Genomic DNA, 17,465 nt, shown 5'->3' with positions numbered 1-17,465 from the left:
TTGATCCAATGTGGGAGCGAGCCTGCTCGCGAAGGCGGCGTGTCAGCCAATTCGAGGTCGGAGGTGACATTGTCTTCGCGAGCAGGCTCGCTCCCACAGGGGATTGGGTTTGTTCAGGAGGATTGTTGCAGGGGCAGAAAACGCAGCAACGCGGCGACTATGGCTTCAGGCGCATCTTCCTGAACCAGATGACCGGCGTTGGGGATCGGATGGAACTGCGCGCCGGGAATCATTTGCTGCAAGGCCCGCCCGCGTTCGATGGGAATCCACTGATCGTCTTCACCCCAGAGAATCTGCACCGGGCAGCGAATCGTCGGGTACAAGCCTTCGGCCTCACGGGTATAACACTCGTCCATCTGCGCGATCTGCCGGTAAAACGCCGCTTGCCCCCGGTCCCCCAGCCACGGCAGAACGTAGGGGGCGAGTTCGGCATCGGGGATGTCGCGCTGGATGGCCCCGCGAATGTAGGTCGGCACGACGGCGCGCTGGATGTAGTCGGGCAGTCCGCTGAACGCCGCTTCATGCTGGCGCACATGCTGCACGAATGGCGAACCCCAGGGCGTCAGCGCCACCGGATCGATCAGCGTCAGGCTGCGGTAATCCTTGCCGTTGAGCAGATGCGTGCGCAGGGCGGTGGCGCCGCCGAAGTCGTGGGCCACCACGTCGGGGCGATCCAGGCCCCAATGCTCCAGCAACTGTGCCAGCAATTCGTTTTGTACACCCAGGGACACGTCGCCATCGACTTTCTCGGATTGCCCGTAGCCCAGCAAATCGAAATAGTGCACCCGGTGCGTGGTGATGAAGTGCGGGGCAATCCGGTGCCAGACACAGGAGGAGAAGGGCGTGCCATGCACGAACACCAGCGGCGGGCCATCGCCGCGTACGGCGTAGCGCACGGAGTGCCCTTTGAAGCGATAGGTCTGGGGCAGTGGCCAGTCAGTCATGGGCTTGTCCTCTTGACGGGGGAAGAGGCAAAAAGCATAGGCATAAAAAAACAGCCGATGAAGGCTGTTCTTTATTTCTCTGACAAAACGCTGTTCCCCCTGTAGGAGCGAGCTTGCTCGCGAAGAACGTCAACGATTACGCGTGGTATCTGGCAGCCCGCGGTGCTCTGGCGTCCATCGCGAGCAAGCTCGCTCCTACAAGGGGGCGGTGTCTTTATTCGCCGCGATAGATGCAACCGCTGGTGCAGGTTTCGTGGATACGAATCGCACTGAGTTCCGGCAGCAATGGCTTCATCTCATTCCAGATAAACTTGGCCAGCACTTCGCTGGTCGGGTTTTCCAGGCCGGGAATGTCGTTCAGGTAGTTGTGGTCCAGACGCTCGTACAGCGGCTTGAAGATCGCCTTGATCTCGGAGAAGTCGCGGATCCAGCCGGTGTGCGGATCAAGATCGCCGCTCAGGTGGATCGCCACTTTGAACGAGTGACCGTGCAGGCGCCCGCACTTGTGGCCGTCCGGTACGTGGGGCAGGCGGTGGGCGGATTCGAAAGTAAATTCTTTGAAGATTTCCACAGTTTTTCAGCTCTGTTCAGGTGGCGTTCGCCGCGGCGATTCGGGCAGGCGGCGAGTTTACCAGTTTGTCCTGACTAAAGGGTCAGCAAGCGCTCGCCGAGGCGACCGTTGGCGGCCAGTTCGAGGAATTCGTCGCCCATGCGGCGACTTTCATCCATCGTCGTGCGCCAGTATTTCTGCCGGCTCGGGGCGTCGCCCATGAAGCGCTTGAAGTCGTTACGGTCCGGCAGTTTGCCGTAGGGCAGGCGTGCCAGGTATTCCTTCGACGGTGCCAGCAGCAGCACGTTTTGCAGGCGGGTCGCGCAGGCGCGGCGCCACGGCAGGGTCTTGTCGAACCAGCCGGGAATCACCCGGTCGGTGAAATGCGGGTAGAGCACGATGTCATTGCCGCTGTAGGGCAGGTCCAGGTGATAGTCCAGCAGACCGCCGTCGCGGAAGGTGCCGGCACCGGCGCCCGGCAGGTCGCGCACGCCTTCCATGACCATCGGGATCGAGCCGGAAGCCAGCAGGGCTTGGCGCAAATTGCCGGCATTGAGCGCGACGAAGCGCGACGGGAAGTCGTTCAAGGCGTCGACCGGCGGCGCCAGGCGTGGGTCGTGGATGATCAGGCGTTCGAAGTGCCGGGCCAGCCGCGCCCGGCCGCGCAGGTTGTCGGCGATGACCGAGGACAGGCCCAGCCCCAGGCGACCGCGATGGTCGTCGGCGAGCAGACCGTGGCTTTTGACCACCATGATGTTCAGGCGGTAAGCGCTGTTGCCGAGGATCGAGGCATCACGACCGTCGAGCAGGTCATCGAGCATGCGCCGCGAGCTCTGGCTGATTTGCGCCATGGTCACGCCCTTGGCAAAGTTTTGCTCGGTGTACAGCTGCCCGAGACGCCGGATGCCCTCGGCGGCGTCCGACAGGCAGGCGCTGGCGAAGCGCCAGGAACCCACCGATGCACCAATCAGCGAGCGCTCCCGCGGTGCCGCCGGCAGCCACTCGCCGAACAGCGCCAGGTCCAGCCCCTGAATCCCCAGCGCCTTCGGACCGCCCGCCGCACCGGGCAGGGTGCCGACCTCGGCGGCATTCAAGCCGCTCTCACGGATGCGCGCAAAAGCCCGCGGACCGGCCTTGAGGGTCAGGGAAGGGAACTTGATGTGGATGGCGGTCATACCGGTCTCGAATGTTGGCAAGCGGGGAAATATAAACACCACATCCCCTGTAGGAGCGAGCCTGCTCGCGATGGTCGTCAACGATTACGCTGGTAACCTGACACCCCGCGGCGTTCCAAGGTCCATCGCGAGCAGGCTCGCTCCTACAGGGAATGCGCTGTGGCCAATGATGGCCATTCAGTTTCAATTAAGTTCATCCGGTTAAGGTGTCGTCCACAGGCCGCACCTGAAGCAATACGGAGACACCCATGAAAACCCCGACAGCCCTGTTCACCGCGTGCATCCTCGGCATGACTGCGAGCATCGCCCACGCCCGGGAACTGGGCCCGGATGAAGCGCTGAGATTGCGCGACGCTGGTACCATTGTCTCGTTCGAGACACTTAATGCCAAGGCAGTGGCCAGGCATCCAGGCTCCACCGTCAATGAATCCGAGCTGGAACAGCATTACGGCAAGTACTTGTACAAGGTAGAGCTGCGCGATCCCCAGGGTATCAACTGGGATCTGGAATTAGACGCTGTCAGCGGGCAGGTTCTCAAGGATCATCAGGATTGGTAATGAAGGTGTTTTTATCCAATCGATGCACTGGCAGCCGGATGGCGCTGGTGCTTCTGGCATTTTGCTCGGCAGTGATGGCGCGCGACCTGGACCAGGACGAAGCCCTGCGCCTGCGTCAGCAGGGCGTGATCCTGCCGCTGGAGCAACTGCTGCAGCAGGCAATGGGTCGCTACCCCGGCGCGAAACTGCTGGAGGCCGAGCTCGAAGAAAAACACGACGTCTACATTTATGAAGTCGAGCTGCTGACCCCTGAAGGCGTGGTCCGCGAACTGGACATCGATGCCACCACCGGCCGTTTACTCAAAGACAAGGAAGACTGATCCATGCGTTTGCTTCTGGTGGAAGACCATGTGCCCCTGGCCGACGAACTGCTGGCCGGTCTCAACCGCCAGGGTTATGCGGTGGACTGGCTGGCCGACGGTCGCGACGCAGTGCATCAGGGCAGCACTGAACCTTACGACCTGATCATCCTCGATCTTGGCCTGCCGGGCGTGCCGGGGCTCGAGGTGCTGGCGCAATGGCGCGCGGCGGGGCTGGCCACGCCGGTGCTGATCCTCACGGCCCGGGATTCCTGGGCCGAACGCATCGAAGGCCTCAAGGCCGGCGCCGACGATTACCTGACCAAACCCTTTCATCCCGAAGAGCTGTTTTTGCGCATCCAGGCGTTGCTGCGCCGCTCCCATGGCCAGGTCAACCAGCCGACGCTCCAGGCCGCCGGGCTGCACCTGGACGAAGGTCGCCAGTGCGTTGTCCGCGACGGTGCGGACATTCAGCTGACGGCCGCGGAGTTTCGCCTGTTGCGTTATTTCATGCTGCACCCCGAACAGATCCTCTCCAAAAGCCACCTCGCCGAGCACCTCTACGACGGTGAAACCGAGCGCGATTCCAATGTGCTGGAGGTCCACGTCAACCATTTGCGCCGCAAGCTCGGCAAAAGCGTGATCGAAACCCGTCGTGGCCAGGGCTACCTGTTCGGCGGGCAAGACCGGTGAGATCGATCCAGCGTCGCTTGAGCCTGGGCCTGATCAGCGTGATGGTGGTCGTTGGCCTGGTGCTGGCGCAAACCAGCCTGTGGCTGTTCGAAATGGGTTTGCAGCGCTACCTCGAAGCCGGGTTGCGCAATGACAGCGAGAGCCTGCTGGCGGCGCTGGTGCGCGGGCCGCAAGGCTTGCAACTGGATGAACGACGTCTGTCGCCGGCCTATCAGCGGCCGTTTTCCGGGCATTATTTCCGCATCGATTTCACCGATGGCCATTGGCGTTCCCGTTCGTTATGGGATCAGGAACTGCCGGCGCTCGATCACCCCGGCCTGCACGACGATCTGCAGCTGGGGCCGGAAGGGCAGCAGTTGCTGGTGTTGCGTACGGACTATCGACGCCTGGGGTTGCCGATCTCCATCAGCGTCGCCGAGGATTACACGCCGATACGTGAAAGCTTCCGGCGCGTGCAACAGCTCGGGTTGGGCCTGGGTTTGACCGGGTTGCTGCTGATTCTGTTGCTGCAACGGATAACCGTGCGCCGCGCCTTGCGTCCACTGGAACAGGCCCGCGAGCAGATCGCGCAGTTGCAACAGGGCCAGCGCTCGCAACTCGATGATCAGGTACCGCTGGAGCTGGAGCCACTGGTGGCGCAGATCAACCACTTGCTGGCCCACACCGAGGACAGCCTCAAGCGCTCACGCAATGCCCTGGGCAACCTCGGTCACGCGTTGAAAACACCGCTGGCGGTGCTGTTGAGCCTGGCCTCGAGCGAGCAGCTTGAGGCGCACCCGCAGCTGCGCAAGACCCTCAAGGAACAACTGCAGCAGGTCGAGCAACGGCTCAATCGGGAACTCAACCGTGCGCGGTTATCCGGTGATGCGTTGCCGGGCGCGCTGTTTGATTGCGATGGCGAACTTCCCGGGTTGCTGGCAACCCTGAACATGATCCATGGCGAACACCTGGCGCTGAGCTACCGCGCTCCGCCCGACCTGCAATTGCCATGGGATCGTGAAGATTTGCTGGAGCTGTTGGGCAACCTGCTGGATAACGCCTGCAAATGGGCGGATGCCGAGGTTCGCGTGAGTGTCGCCGAGTTGGCGAACGGGTTTGAACTCAGTGTGGAAGATGACGGCCCGGGCATTCCCGAAGAGCGTCGTGATCAGGTGTTCAGCCGGGGAACGCGGCTGGACGAGCAGACCCATGGGCATGGCCTGGGACTTGGCATCGTGCGCGACATCGTCGACAGCTGGGGCGGGACACTGTCGTTGCTGGAAAGCGAGTGGGGCGGGTTGAAGGTCGTCATCGAATTGCCCAAACACTGAGATCCATTGTGGGAGCGGGCTTGCTCGCGAAGGCGGTGGATCAATCAACATCAATGTTGTCTGACACTCAGCTTTCGCGAGCAAGCCCGCTCCCACATAGAACCTCCCCGCCTCAGGTGTGATGAATCTCCCGATCCTTGGTTTCCGGCATGAAGAAAATGCCCAGCACGGCCGTCATCACCGCGATGACGATCGGATACCACAGCCCGTAATAGATATCCCCCGTGGCCGCCACCATGGCGAACGCCACCGTCGGCAGAAAGCCGCCGAACCAGCCATTGCCGATGTGATAGGGCAGCGACATCGAGGTGTAGCGGATGCGCGCCGGGAACAGTTCCACCAGCCAGGCGGCGATCGGCCCGTAGACCATGGTCACGTAGATCACCAGGATCGTCAGGAGCAACAGCACCATCGGGTAGTTGGTCTTGGCCGGGTCGGCCTTCTCGGGGTAGCCGGCGTCCTTGAGGGCGGTGGCGAGATTGGCGGTAAAGGCATCGTTCTTGGCCTTGAAGTCGGCGGCCGGCATGCCGGTGCCCTCGAAGCTCTCGATCACTTTCTCGCCGATGCGCACCTGCGCAACGGCGCCCGGCTCGGCGTTGACGTTCTTGTAGGGGATAGCCCGTTTGGCCAGCACGGTCTTGGCCAGGTCGCAGGAACTGGTGAATTTGGCCTTGCCTACCGGGTCGAACTGGAACGAGCACTGGTTGGGGTTGGCGACCACCGTGACCGGGTTCTTCTCCTGCGCAACGAACACGTCGGGGTTACCGTATTGGGTCAACGCATGGAAGATCGGGAAGTAAGTCAGTGCGGCGATGATGCAGCCGGCCATGATGATGCCCTTGCGGCCGATGCGGTCGGACAGGCTGCCGAACAGGACGAAGAACGGTGTGCCGATCAGCAGCGAGCCGGCAATCAGCAAGTTGGCGGTCTGCGGGTCGATCTTCAGCGTCTGCAGCAGGAAGAACAGCGCATAGAATTGCCCGGTGTACCAGACCACGGCCTGGCCGGCGGTGCCACCGAGCAGGGCCATGATCACGATCTTGAGGTTTTCCCAGCGGGCGAAGGATTCGGTCAGCGGTGCCTTGGATGCCTTGCCTTCAGCCTTCATTTTCATGAACACCGGTGACTCGCTCAGTTGCAGGCGGATGTACACCGAGATAATCAACAGCAGGATCGAAAGCAGGAACGGAATCCGCCAGCCCCAGGCTTCGAAGGCTTCCGTGCCCAGCGCGGTACGGCAGGCGAGGATCACCAGCAGTGAAAGAAACAGGCCAAGGGTGGCTGTCGTCTGAATCCACGAGGTGAAATAGCCGCGCTTGCCCTTGGGCGCATGTTCGGCCACGTAGGTGGCTGCGCCGCCGTACTCACCGCCCAGCGCCAGGCCCTGCAGCAAACGCAGGCTGATCAGGATGATCGGCGCGGCCACGCCTATGCTCGCGTAGCCGGGCAGCAAGCCCACCACGGCCGTCGAGACACCCATGATCACGATGGTGATGAGGAAGGTGTGCTTGCGTCCGATCATGTCGCCCAGGCGGCCGAATACGATGGCGCCGAACGGCCGGACGGCGAAGCCGGCGGCGAAGGCGAGCAGGGCGAAGATGAAGGAAGTCGTTTCGTTGACGCCGGCGAAGAAGTGCTTGGCGATAATCGCCGCGAGGGAGCCGTACAGGTAGAAGTCATACCATTCGAACACGGTGCCCAGGGATGACGCGAAGATGACCTTGCGTTCCTCCTTGGTGATCCCGTGGTTGGGCGCGCTGCCCGTGGTTGTATTGTCGATTGCTGCCATGAGTATTCTCCGTCGTGCTCTTGTTGTAGGCCGGAGTTCTCACCAACACTTGCCGTACCCAGGCCCTGGGGCTGAAGTCATCGGATTACGTGGCTTGCATTCAAGTTGACGCCAGAAAAAGCTGCAAGGTTCCATGAAGCATAATCGGCTTGCGGCAGATATCCACTTGCCACCATTTCATTGACCAGCGCGCAGAAAAAATGTGGGAGCGGGCTTGCTCGCGAATGCGGTGGATCAGACAACATCTTTGTTGATTGACCCACCGCATTCGCGAGCAAGCCCGCTCCCACATGGGGATTTTGCGAGGCTTAAACGCGGAACTGGTCCATCAGACTCTGCTGCTGGTTCGCCAGGCTGTTGAGCGACTGGCTGACCCGTGCCGACTCATTGGCCTGGCCCGACAGCGACTCGGTCACGTCGCGAATGGTCGCCACGTTGTTGTTGATCTCCTCGGCCACCGCGCTTTGCTCTTCGGCGGCGCTGGCGATCTGCATGTTCATGTCGTTGATCACGGTCACCGCGTCGCCGATCTGGCGCAGCGCGGTCACGGCCTGGCCGACTTGCTCGACACTGCCCTGGGCCTGGCGATGGCTGTTGTTCATCGAACCCACTACTTCCTGTGTGCCGCTTTGCAGTTGTTCGATCACCAGACGGGTTTCTTCCACCGACTCCTGGGTACGCCGCGCCAGGTTGCGCACCTCATCGGCGACCACGGCAAAACCGCGCCCGGCTTCACCGGCACGGGCCGCTTCGATCGCCGCGTTGAGGGCCAGCAGGTTGGTCTGCTCGGCAATCGCGCGGATCACTTCCAGCACCGTGCCGATCTTCTCGCTGTTGGCGGCCAGGCCTTCGACCTGAACCATGGCCGCGCTCATGTCGGCGGCGAGGTTGTCGATGCTGGCGGTGGTGCGGTCGATCACGGTCAGGCCCTGACGGGTCGCCTGATCGGCATCGCGGGCGGCGTGTGCCGCTTGCGCGGCGCTGCGGGCGACGTCCTGGGCGGTGGCGCTCATCTCGTGGGAGGCGGTCGCGACCTGATCAACCTGGCGGTACTGCTGCTCCATGCCGGCGCTGGTCTGGGTGGCGATGGCGGACGATTGGTCCGCCGTGCTGCGGGCGTCCTGCACCGAGCGTTTCACTTCGGCAATGATCGGTTGCAGCTTGTCGAGGAAGCGGTTGAACCAGCCGGCCAACTGGCCCAGCTCATCCTTTTTGTCGTAGGCCAACCGGCGGGTCAGGTCACCTTCGCCGCTGGCGATGTCTTCGAGCATGTGCGCCACGCCGAGAATCGGTCGGGTCACGCTGCGGGCCATCAGCCACACCAGCACCAGGCCCAGCAGCGCGGCGAGCACGCCCAGGCCGAGCTCGACCAGTGTGCCGGCGGTGTTGCTGTCGTCCAGTTGCTTTTTCAGGGCTTCGGCGGGGCCGACCAGGACTTTCTCCGGCACGTCGAGCAGGACGCCCCAGGACTTGCCGTCGGGAATCGGCTGGAAGGGGGCCAGCACTTTCAATTGCTGATGGCTGTGCAGGCTGGCGGTTTTGTTGCTGGCGGCCAGCATGCGCAGCAGTTCGGTACCGCTGGCCTTGTCGACGGTATCCAGGCGCTGGCTGAGTTTGCTGGCGTCCGGGCTGTAGCCGGCGAGCAGGCCCGCCGGGCTGATGATGCTGACACTGGTCTGGCCGTCGTAGAGTTTCTTGCTGGCCCCCAGGCTGACCGCTTGCAGGCTGTTGAGGTTGATGTCCACCGACAGCGAGGCGATCACCTTGCCGTTGACCATCAGCGGGAAAACGATGCTGGTCATCAGCACGTTCTGGCCGTCGATCTCATAGAAGTAGGGTTCGATCACGCACGGCTTGAGCGTGGAGCGCGGGCAGGTGAACCAGGCGTTGGCCGCTTCGCCGCTGGGGCCGGTGCTGGTGTCGGCCATGTCCTTTTCCGGCAGCGCCATGGACGTCAGCTTGCCCGGCGTCGGCTGCGACCAGTAGAGGGCGAAACGGCCCTTGTCGTTGCTGCCCAGTTCCGCCTGGCCGGCGAACAGGTCGTCCTTGCCGTCCAGCCCGTTGGGTTCGAACACCAGGGACAGGCCGAGCAGGTCCGGATTGGCCTGCAGGGCCGACTTGACCTGGCGGGTCAGGTCTTCGCGCAGGTCGAAGGCATCGAGGAAGCGCTTTTCGGCCTGCTCGCGCAAAAACAGCACCTGCCGGGAGAAACCGTGGCCGTACTGATAGGCGTCCATGAACTGCTGGCGAATCCCCAGTGCCTGGTTCTCGCCCTGGGACTCGATACGGGCCTGGGCCGATTCGGTCAGCATCTCCATGCTCGAGGCTTTCACCAACTCGGAGCTGTGCTCCATGCGGTACAGCGAAAGACCCACCAGCAGGGTCACGATGCCCGCCAGGCACAGCCCGGCCAGCAGGGTGATTTTCCATTGAATGGAAAGTTGTCTGAGCGACATGGAGGCGTCCTTATTCGATAAATATCTGAGACTTTGCACTGTAGCGGCATAAAAGCAGCTTTCTTGAGCGACAAGCTTCAAGCTGCAAGCCGAAAACACAAAAGCTTGCGGCTTGAGGCTTGCAGCTTGCCGCTGCTTCATTCAAAGTGCGCGCCCTCTAATAAAACCCATTCCTGTTATCCGCTGGCGGCTCACGCAGACTGCCGGGCGGACTCTTTCCGTTTGTCACGAGGTTACGAAATGAATGCAGTCATTGCCGCGGTCGGCATCATGCTGGTGCTCAGCCTGTCCCGCGTGCATGTGGTGATCGCCCTGATCGTCGGTGCGCTGGTAGGTGGCCTGACCGGTGGCCTGGGCATCGAGGCGACGCTCAAGGCTTTCAACAGCGGCCTGGGTGGCGGGGCGACGGTGGCGTTGTCCTACGCGTTGCTCGGTGCTTTCGCCGTGGCCATTGCCAAATCCGGCATGGCCCATGCGCTGGCCGACAAGGCGCTGGCGATGGTCGATCGCCAGCACGCCAGCGGCGGCGGCCAGGTCAAATGGCTGCTGATTGGCCTGCTCTGGGTCGTGGCCATCGCCTCGCAGAACATCCTGCCGATCCATATCGCGTTCATTCCGTTGCTGGTGCCACCGCTGCTTTATGTGCTGACCAAGCTGCAACTGGACCGTCGACTGATCGCCTGTGTCATGACCTTCGGCCTGATCACGCCCTACATGTTCCTGCCGGTGGGCTTCGGCAATATCTTCCTCAATGAGATCCTGCTGGCCAACGTCGCCCGCAGCGGTGTGGACATCAGCGGCATCAACGTGACCCACGCCATGGGCATTCCGGCGCTGGGCATGGTGGCGGGCCTGCTGATCGCGTTTGTCAGCTACCGCAAGAAGCGGGTCTACGACCTGGCGAAAATCGAGCAAGTCGAGCAAGTGGCGGTGCAATACAACCCGCTGAGCCTGTTGGTGGCCGGCGTGGCCATCGCCGCGGCGTTCATCATTCAGCTGCTGCTCGATTCGATGATTATCGGTGCACTGGTCGGCTTCCTGATTTTCTCGGTGTCGGGCATCGTCAAATGGCGCGACACCGATGACCTGTTCACCGAAGGCATGAAAATGATGGCGATGATCGGTTTCATCATGATCGCCGCCTCGGGCTTTGCCGAAGTGATGAAGGCCACCGGTCAAGTGCAGACGCTGGTCGAGTCGTCGGCGTCGTACATCGATCACAGCAAAGGCATTGGTGCCTTGCTGATGTTGCTGGTGGGGTTGCTGGTGACCATGGGCATCGGCTCGTCGTTCTCCACCGTGCCGATCCTGGCGGCGATCTTCGTGCCGCTGTGCGTGCAACTGGGCTTCAGCCCGTTGGCGATCGTGTGCATCGTCGGCACGGCCGGTGCCCTGGGCGACGCCGGTTCGCCGGCCTCGGACTCGACCCTCGGCCCGACCTCCGGCCTGAACATCGACGGCCAGCACCATCACATCTGGGACACCGTGGTCCCGACCTTCCTGCACTACAACCTGCCGCTGCTGGCGTTTGGCTGGGTTGCGGCGATGGTTCTGTAACCAATTCCCTTCTGATCACCCTGGATCAAAGTGTGGGAGCGAGCTTGCTCGCGATGGCGGTGAAACAGTCAGCATCCATGTGGCTGACACACCGCCATCGCGAGCAAGCTCGCTCCCACAGGGATCTTCTGCGGAGCTGATGACCGCGTTCAACTTTTGACCTGGCATGCCGTTAAAGCTTTTAACCACGCCAACAAAAACAAAAGAGTGAACGTCATGCGCATGAGCCTCAAGGCCAAAGTCCTGTCCCTTGCCGTCCTCCCGGTGCTGCTGTTTGCGCTGGTCATCAGCCTGACCACGCTGTTCATTCTTCAGGAGCAGGCCCGCAAGGAGGTCGAGCAGACCCGCGAACGCCTGCTCAGCGATGCCAAGGCGACCCTGCAAAGCTACGTGGCCGTGGCCATGACCACGATCAAGCCGCTTTATGACGCGGCCACCCCCGGCGACGAGGCGGCGCGGGCCCAGGTGATCAAGTTGCTGTCGAGCATCACCTATGGCAAGGACGGCTACTTCTTCGGCTACGACTCCAACACCGTGCGCCTGTTCAAGGCCAACAGCCCCGAAGGCGTAGGCCAGAGCTTCAAGGACAACCGCGACCCGAACGGTGTCTACGTCAACCGCGACCTGGTGAAAGTGGCCAAGGACGGTACGCATTACCTGCAATACAGCTCGCCATTGCCCGGCAACACCCAGGTGCTGGTGCCCAAGCTCGGCTACACCGAATACCTGCCCAAGTGGGACATGGCGGTCGGCACCTCGGTCAACCTCGACGGCATCGAAGCACAAGTGGCGGTGGTCGAAGCCAAGGTCCAGGAGCGCATGCAAGGCATGGTGCTGAGCATCGTCGGCGTGGCGGTCGTGGTGTTGCTGGTGATCGCCGCTGCCGGGATGTTGCTGGCCAACACCATTCTGCGTCCGTTGCATTTGATGAAAGCCAACCTCGACGACATCGCGGCGGGCGAGGGCGATCTGACCCGCCGCCTGACCATCACCAGCCAGGACGAACTGGGCGAATTGGCCGGCTCGTTCAACCGGTTCGTCGACAAGATCCACGGGCTGGTACGCCAGATCAGCGAAATGACCACGCAACTGACCGGGCTGGTGAACCAGGTGTCCGACCAGGCCAATCGCTCTGATCAGGCCATGGAGCGTCAGCGCCATGAAACCGATCAGGTAGCCACGGCAATCAACGAGATGTCGGCGGCGGCCCAGGAAGTGGCCAAGAGCGCGCAGAACGCCGCGGTGGCAGCCCAACAGACGGATGAAGAAGGCCAGGCGGCCAAGCGGGTGGTGGCTGGCAGCATCGAGAAGATCCATGCGCTGGTGGACGACATCCGCAGCAGCGGTGTGTCCCTCGACAGCCTGCAAAAAGACGTGTCATCGATTGTCAGCGTGCTGGGGGTGATCCGTTCGATTGCCGATCAGACCAACCTGCTGGCGCTCAACGCGGCCATCGAAGCTGCCCGTGCCGGCGAGGCCGGGCGCGGTTTTGCGGTGGTGGCCGATGAAGTGCGGGCGCTGGCCAGCCGCACGCAAATCAGCACCCAGGAAATCCAGGGCATGATCGACCGCCTGCAGGCCGGCACCCAGTCGGCGGTGGAGGCGATGCGTCGCTCCAGCGAGGCGGGCGACGGTACCTCGGCCCAGGCCAACGAGGCGGGGGCTTCGCTGGACACCATGGCCCAGTTGATCGCGACCATCAATTCGATGAACGCGCAGATCGCCAGCGCCGCTGAAGAACAGACCGCCGTGGCCGAAGAGATCAACCGCAGCGTGCATCAGATTGCCGTGGCGGTGGACAACGTCGCCGACGAAACCCAGCTCGGCGCGCAGACTTCCCGCAGCCTGGCCGAGCTCGGTCGGCGCCTGGGCAGCCTGGTCGGGCAGTTCCGAATCTGACGGGTTTGCAACGTCGGGAGCGAGCCTGCTCCCGGTTATATTTTTCAATGCGAATTGCTCTGGTTTTTATAGCTAAACAGTATTGATTAACTGTCAGATTTGACAGTTGTTGGGTTTGGCTGATTGATCTTTCATTTCACTGACGTAGCGAGGTAACTGAAAAAATTTATAAAAAGCAGGGGCTAAGAATGAGGTTTTGGCAACTCTCATGTTTCATCCTGGTTGGCGGCTGTGTTGTTACGGCACAGGCTATGGACATACCCAGCTCAGTGGACTGGCGTACCAGGGGAGCGGTTACCAGCGTGAAGCAATTGGGGGCTTGTGGTTCCAGTTATGCTTTTTCAGCCGTGGGTGCCCTGGAGGGCGCATTGTTTTTGGAAACGGAAAGACTGGTTGATCTTTCCGCGGAGCAAATCCTCGATTGCAGTAGTAAGCAAGGTAATCAGGGTTGTGATGGCGGGCTGATGGATTACACCTATGACTATGTCAAGCAGAACGATATTCAGTCGGAAGAGTATTACCCCTACGCGGGCGGCGGTGGGGGGCACTGTAATGCTGGCGTAATCAAGGCTGTCGCGGCCAATACGGTGACCTATACGAATATACCCGCGGGCGATGAGGAGGCACTGCGTCAGGCCGTTGCCAAGGCGCCTGTAGCGGCGGCGATTGACGCCTCTGACAACTTTCGAAGTTACTCCGGCGGGGTATTGAATGATGACAGTTGCAATGAGAAGGACTTGAATTACGCCGTGCTTATTGTTGGTTATGGCACCGAAGATGGCGAGGATTATTGGCTGGTGAAAAATAGCCGGGGGCCGGAGTGGGGGGAGGGTGGTTATATAAAGATGTCCAGGAATAAAGATAATCAGTGTGGAATTGCCTCTTACGCGTCATTCCCTGTTGTTAACAAACGGATAATTTATCAAGGACTCAAGTGAGCGATCGATCGTTCAGTAAAGAGTCGACGGCAACACCTCCCCCCAATAAGTAACCATCAGTTCCTGCAGCGGCGCGGCGCTTGCATTGAGCGGCGTTCATTGCGCTGTGGCAGTCGAGCCCTACACTGAACAGCACGGGTTGTATTTCATCCCCCCGACGACCACCACTCACAGGAGTCAAACCCATGACTGAGCGTACATGCGATTGTCCGAAGTGTTCCTGCAAACTCGGTGAGCACCCGATCGTGCGTCACGGCAAGCACTATTGCTGTGAAGCCTGCGCCAAGCATCACGAGCATGGCGAGGAGTGCGCTTCCCAAGGCTGCAAGTGTGCCCACTGAACACCACGGCACACGTAAAAGTGGAGCCTAGTCCGGCTCCACTTCCAGTCTGAGGCTGTCATCCTCCAGGCGTTCGCTGTGGCGAACGGTGCCCTGCAAGCGCCGCCCTTCAACCCGCAGCACCAGGGTCCTGGCTTGCTCCAGACCTTCCGGCAGTGGCGCCGGGACGCGTACGGCGAAACAGAACGGGTCATTTTCGACCGCTTCCAGTCCGATCCGGCATTCCGCGCTTTTGGTGATGCGGCCGGACTGTGTGTCCAGGCCGCAGTCCAGCTGTGCAGGGCTGTTGACGGATGTCGCACTCATATCGCTTCCCCCGGACCTGACGGTTGCCAGTGATCAGTTCGCCGGCCGCCACTTGACGTTTTCCACGCCGAATTTTTCAGCCATCGGCTTGCTGGTCTTTTGCACCTTCTCGCGTCCAAAGCGGGGAATTCGCCCCACCCCCGCGTCACAGCTCGCCCAATGCCAGGCTTCTGCGTTATCCATTTTATCCAGTCGGATAATGAATGATTTCGGAGTGCCATGGAGTGTGTACTCGATGACGAATAATTTTGCACTGTTCATAAAGCCCCGGTTCCTCCCTGTTGTACATAAAAGGATCGCGTGCCATCAGGAAAATTCACTCGGATTGTCGGATGCCGCGGGTTGCTGGCGACAAGTTCGGCACCCCGTTACCATGGAATCCTCCCGAACCCCAATGAACATAGACCATGGCCCTCGCTGCACCGCCTGACCTGAGTGACACCGATGTGCCGGTGCAACCGCTGGCTCGCACCTATCCGCGCGGGTTGTACATCGAGCCTCACGAGCACGTCTGGGGCCAGTTGCTGTATGCGATGAGCGGGGTGATGTGGGTCGAGACGCCGCATGAGGCGTTGGTGGTGCCGCCGCAGCGGGCGGTGTGGCTGCCGCCGGGCGTGCCCCACGGGATTCGCGTGGTGTCTGACCTGCAAATGCGCAATATCTACCTGCGGCCGTCCCTGGCAGCGACCCTGGATGACAGTGTGCAAGTCATCGAAGTCGGCGGTTTGCTGCGCGAGCTGATCGTCGGGCTGGTGGAGCAGGGTAACGACGGAGCGCCCGAGTATTACGACGCGCTGGTGGGCCTGGCGCTGCTGGAACTCAAGCGGGCCAGGCGCTCGCTGCTGAAAATCCCGTTGCCGGACGATTCCGACCGGCGATTGATGAATGTGTGTCAGGCGGTCATGGCCTCGCCTTCACTGGATATTCCTTTCGAACACCATGCCGATAACGCCGGTGCCAGCGTGCGGACCCTGGCGCGGCTGTTCAAGGACGGTCTGGGCATGGGCTTCGCCGAGTGGCGGCGTCAGGTGCAACTGGCGACGGCGGCGGCCGGGTTGATCCAGGGCGTTGCGGTCAGCGCGATTGCCCGGGAGCTGGGCTATTCGCCGAGCAGCTTCAGTGACATGTTTCGTCGTGAACTGGGGGTTGCCCCTTCGCAGTTTCCTGTGGCGCAACGCCAGGACTGAATTCGCCGACGCCATGCTTTGGCCGACATTCAGAAGCACTTGGCCGATGCTCGAAGGCGTCGGCCTCTAGACTCGGCGCATACCTCAATGGCTGCGGAATCTGCCATGAACTACCTCCTGTCACTGGCTATCGGCCTGGGTGTCGGTCTGCTCTACGGCGCCCTGGATTTTCGTTCCCCCGCACCCCCGGCCATCGCGCTGGTGGGCCTGCTCGGCATGCTCGCCGGCGAAAAGCTCTGGCCGATGGGCCGCCAGCTGGTGGCTGGCTGGATTTCCTGAACCCTTTTCGACTCGATGGATACGCCCATGAAAGCTCTGCAATTCGATAAAACCGGTGATCTCTCGGCCCTGCGCTACGTGGAGGTGCCTACGCCTGTTCCCGGCGCCGATGAAGTGCTGGTCGAGATCAAGGCCGCAGGTCTCAACCCCAGCGATGTGAAGAACGTGCTGGGACGTTTTCCCTACACCACCTTGCCGCGGATTCCCGGTCGGGATTTTGCCGGGGTGGTGGTGGCCGGCCCGCAGGCGCTGATGGGGCAGGAAGTCTGGGGCACGGGCCGCGAACTGGGCTTTTTCGCCGACGGTTCCCATGCCCAGTTCGTCAAGCTGCCGGCCAATGGCGTGGCGCTCAAACCTGCGCACCTGAGCTTCGCCCAGGCTGCCAGCCTCGGTGTGCCGTACACCACGGCGTGGGATGCGCTGGAGCGCAGCCTGGTGACGGCCCAAACCCGTGTGCTGGTCATCGGTGGCGGGGCGGTCGGCAGTGCCGCGCTGGCCTTGGCCAAGGTGCGCGGAGCCCGGGTACTGGCGGCCGCGCGGCGTCCGGAGCAGGTCAAGGACTTGCAGGACCAGGGCTATCAAACCCTGCAACTGGATAAACCCGAGGAGCTCGCGGCCCAGGTCAACACGGTCTATGCCGGCGGTGCCGAGGTGATTTTCGACACCACCGGATTCTGGCTGCCGGCCTCGGTGCCAGCCCTGGCCGCGTTCGGTCGCATTGCGATCATCGCCGCGCCCGTGGACGGTCACGTGCAACTGCCAGCCCTGGCGTTGTATCGCAAGGGTGGCTCTGTCGTGGGGATCAACTCGCTGCTGTACGGCGTGCAGGCCTGTGCGGCGATGCTTGACCAGTTCGGCAAGTTCTTCGACCAGGACCTGTTGCCGTTGCCACAGGGCTTGTTCGAGTCGCCATTGGCCGAAGGGCTGGAGCGTTATGCCGAAGTGAATCAGGGCAGCGGCGACAAAGTGATCCTGCTGCCATAACCCAACCTCCTGTGGGAGCGGGCTTGCTCGCGAAGGCGTCGGCACTGTCAACATCCATGTGACAGGAATACCGCCTTCGCGATGTAGAAACGGATACATCCTTTACAAACGAAACCGGGGACATCCTTTACGTTTTTGTGGGTTTGAAAGGCGGTTTTCACCGCTTTTCAAACGCCCTAAAAGGTAACTGCACAAATACAC

17 protein-coding genes and 3 pseudogenes are annotated in these 17,465 nt (G+C 61.6%); 12 read left to right on the top strand and 8 right to left on the bottom strand.

Annotated features, from left to right (window positions below):
• Positions 1 to 113 precede the first annotated feature (113 nt).
• The 3 genes from KW838_RS25315 to KW838_RS25305 all read right to left on the bottom strand — a co-directional run bounded on the left by KW838_RS25315 (position 114) and on the right by KW838_RS25305 (position 2,669).
• Entirely contained in the window at positions 114 to 944 is an 831-nt protein-coding gene (locus KW838_RS25315; RefSeq protein ID WP_218503885.1) for an alpha/beta fold hydrolase, read from the bottom strand.
• Positions 945 to 1,158: 214 nt separating this feature from the next.
• Positions 1,159 to 1,515, bottom strand: coding sequence for a 6-carboxytetrahydropterin synthase QueD (gene queD / locus KW838_RS25310; RefSeq protein ID WP_003223505.1), 357 nt, complete (start codon positions 1,513 to 1,515; stop codon positions 1,159 to 1,161).
• Between the two features lie 74 nt (positions 1,516 to 1,589).
• Positions 1,590 to 2,669, bottom strand: coding sequence for a patatin-like phospholipase family protein (locus KW838_RS25305; RefSeq protein WP_218503884.1), 1,080 nt, complete (start codon positions 2,667 to 2,669; stop codon positions 1,590 to 1,592).
• Between the two features lie 248 nt (positions 2,670 to 2,917).
• Here KW838_RS25305 and KW838_RS25300 point away from each other — a divergent pair, with 248 nt between their 5' ends.
• From KW838_RS25300 to KW838_RS25285, 4 genes are read left to right on the top strand one after another with little or no spacing between them, the layout of a single operon-like run.
• Entirely contained in the window at positions 2,918 to 3,226 is a 309-nt protein-coding gene (locus tag KW838_RS25300) for a PepSY domain-containing protein (protein WP_218503883.1), read from the top strand.
• Positions 3,226 to 3,546, top strand: coding sequence for a PepSY domain-containing protein (locus KW838_RS25295; RefSeq protein WP_218503882.1), 321 nt, complete (start codon positions 3,226 to 3,228; stop codon positions 3,544 to 3,546). The genes KW838_RS25300 and KW838_RS25295 overlap by 1 nt, the downstream gene beginning before the upstream one ends.
• 3 nt (positions 3,547 to 3,549) lie before the next feature.
• Positions 3,550 to 4,218 (top strand): response regulator transcription factor, encoded by a 669-nt coding sequence (locus tag KW838_RS25290; RefSeq protein ID WP_102702350.1) that lies wholly within the window; start codon positions 3,550 to 3,552, stop codon positions 4,216 to 4,218.
• On the top strand, positions 4,215 to 5,528 hold the full coding sequence (locus KW838_RS25285; RefSeq protein WP_218503881.1) for a sensor histidine kinase: 1,314 nt from the start codon (positions 4,215 to 4,217) through the stop codon (positions 5,526 to 5,528). The genes KW838_RS25290 and KW838_RS25285 overlap by 4 nt, the downstream gene beginning before the upstream one ends.
• Positions 5,529 to 5,640: 112 nt before the next feature.
• Here the strand turns inward: KW838_RS25285 and KW838_RS25280 are convergent, their stop codons facing one another.
• The 3 genes and pseudogenes from KW838_RS25280 to KW838_RS29990 form a co-directional block, all read right to left on the bottom strand.
• Positions 5,641 to 7,317, bottom strand: a complete 1,677-nt coding sequence (locus KW838_RS25280; protein WP_218503880.1) for an MFS transporter — start codon at positions 7,315 to 7,317, stop codon at positions 5,641 to 5,643.
• Positions 7,318 to 7,625: 308 nt separating this feature from the next.
• A pseudogene (locus KW838_RS29995) lies at positions 7,626 to 8,219 on the bottom strand (methyl-accepting chemotaxis protein); the annotation flags it as partial.
• Positions 8,220 to 8,483: 264 nt separating this feature from the next.
• Positions 8,484 to 9,554 (bottom strand): annotated as a pseudogene (locus KW838_RS29990) (HAMP domain-containing protein); the annotation flags it as partial.
• A gap of 459 nt (positions 9,555 to 10,013) precedes the next feature.
• Here KW838_RS29990 and KW838_RS25270 point away from each other — a divergent pair.
• The 5 genes and pseudogenes from KW838_RS25270 to KW838_RS25255 all read left to right on the top strand — a co-directional run bounded on the left by KW838_RS25270 (position 10,014) and on the right by KW838_RS25255 (position 14,508).
• Entirely contained in the window at positions 10,014 to 11,330 is a 1,317-nt protein-coding gene (locus KW838_RS25270; protein ID WP_218503878.1) for a Na+/H+ antiporter family protein, read from the top strand.
• Between the two features lie 216 nt (positions 11,331 to 11,546).
• Positions 11,547 to 12,371: pseudogene (locus KW838_RS29985) on the top strand (cache domain-containing protein); the annotation flags it as partial.
• Between the two features lie 36 nt (positions 12,372 to 12,407).
• The gene (locus tag KW838_RS29980; RefSeq protein ID WP_371317891.1) at positions 12,408 to 13,229 is read left to right on the top strand and encodes a methyl-accepting chemotaxis protein; all 822 of its coding nucleotides are present in this window, start codon (positions 12,408 to 12,410) and stop codon (positions 13,227 to 13,229) included.
• Between the two features lie 269 nt (positions 13,230 to 13,498).
• Positions 13,499 to 14,167 carry a C1 family peptidase gene (locus KW838_RS25260; protein ID WP_218503876.1) on the top strand — a complete coding sequence of 223 codons (669 nt, stop codon included), beginning with the start codon at positions 13,499 to 13,501 and terminating at the stop codon, positions 14,165 to 14,167.
• Positions 14,168 to 14,352: 185 nt separating this feature from the next.
• Positions 14,353 to 14,508 (top strand): metallothionein, encoded by a 156-nt coding sequence (locus KW838_RS25255; protein WP_007971983.1) that lies wholly within the window; start codon positions 14,353 to 14,355, stop codon positions 14,506 to 14,508.
• A 27-nt stretch (positions 14,509 to 14,535) separates the two neighbouring features.
• On the opposite strand, the gene KW838_RS25250 is transcribed toward KW838_RS25255, so the two are convergent.
• Together KW838_RS25250 and KW838_RS25245 are read right to left on the bottom strand one after the other, a co-directional pair.
• The gene (locus tag KW838_RS25250; RefSeq protein ID WP_218503875.1) at positions 14,536 to 14,814 is read right to left on the bottom strand and encodes a hypothetical protein; all 279 of its coding nucleotides are present in this window, start codon (positions 14,812 to 14,814) and stop codon (positions 14,536 to 14,538) included.
• 33 nt (positions 14,815 to 14,847) lie between these two features.
• The gene (locus KW838_RS25245; protein ID WP_102701839.1) at positions 14,848 to 15,075 is read right to left on the bottom strand and encodes a DUF6555 family protein; all 228 of its coding nucleotides are present in this window, start codon (positions 15,073 to 15,075) and stop codon (positions 14,848 to 14,850) included.
• 146 nt (positions 15,076 to 15,221) lie between these two features.
• On the opposite strand from KW838_RS25245, the gene KW838_RS25240 reads away from it, so the two are divergent.
• The 3 genes from KW838_RS25240 (at position 15,222) to KW838_RS25230 (ending at position 17,264) form a co-directional block, all read left to right on the top strand.
• Positions 15,222 to 16,001 carry a helix-turn-helix transcriptional regulator gene (locus KW838_RS25240; protein WP_218503874.1) on the top strand — a complete coding sequence of 260 codons (780 nt, stop codon included), beginning with the start codon at positions 15,222 to 15,224 and terminating at the stop codon, positions 15,999 to 16,001.
• A 105-nt stretch (positions 16,002 to 16,106) separates the two neighbouring features.
• A complete protein-coding gene (locus KW838_RS25235; RefSeq protein WP_218503873.1) occupies positions 16,107 to 16,280 on the top strand; it encodes a DUF1427 family protein in 174 nt (57 codons plus the stop codon).
• Positions 16,281 to 16,307: 27 nt separating this feature from the next.
• Positions 16,308 to 17,264, top strand: coding sequence for a zinc-binding alcohol dehydrogenase family protein (locus tag KW838_RS25230; RefSeq protein WP_218503872.1), 957 nt, complete (start codon positions 16,308 to 16,310; stop codon positions 17,262 to 17,264).
• Positions 17,265 to 17,465: the final 201 nt, after the last annotated feature.

The sequence above is a fragment of the Pseudomonas sp. PDM27 genome (assembly GCF_019219205.1).
Lineage (GTDB): Bacteria > Pseudomonadota > Gammaproteobacteria > Pseudomonadales > Pseudomonadaceae > Aquipseudomonas > Aquipseudomonas laurylsulfatiphila.
The sequence above is the reverse complement of the archived record's forward strand: the minus strand, read 5'-3'. Positions and strand labels throughout refer to the sequence as shown.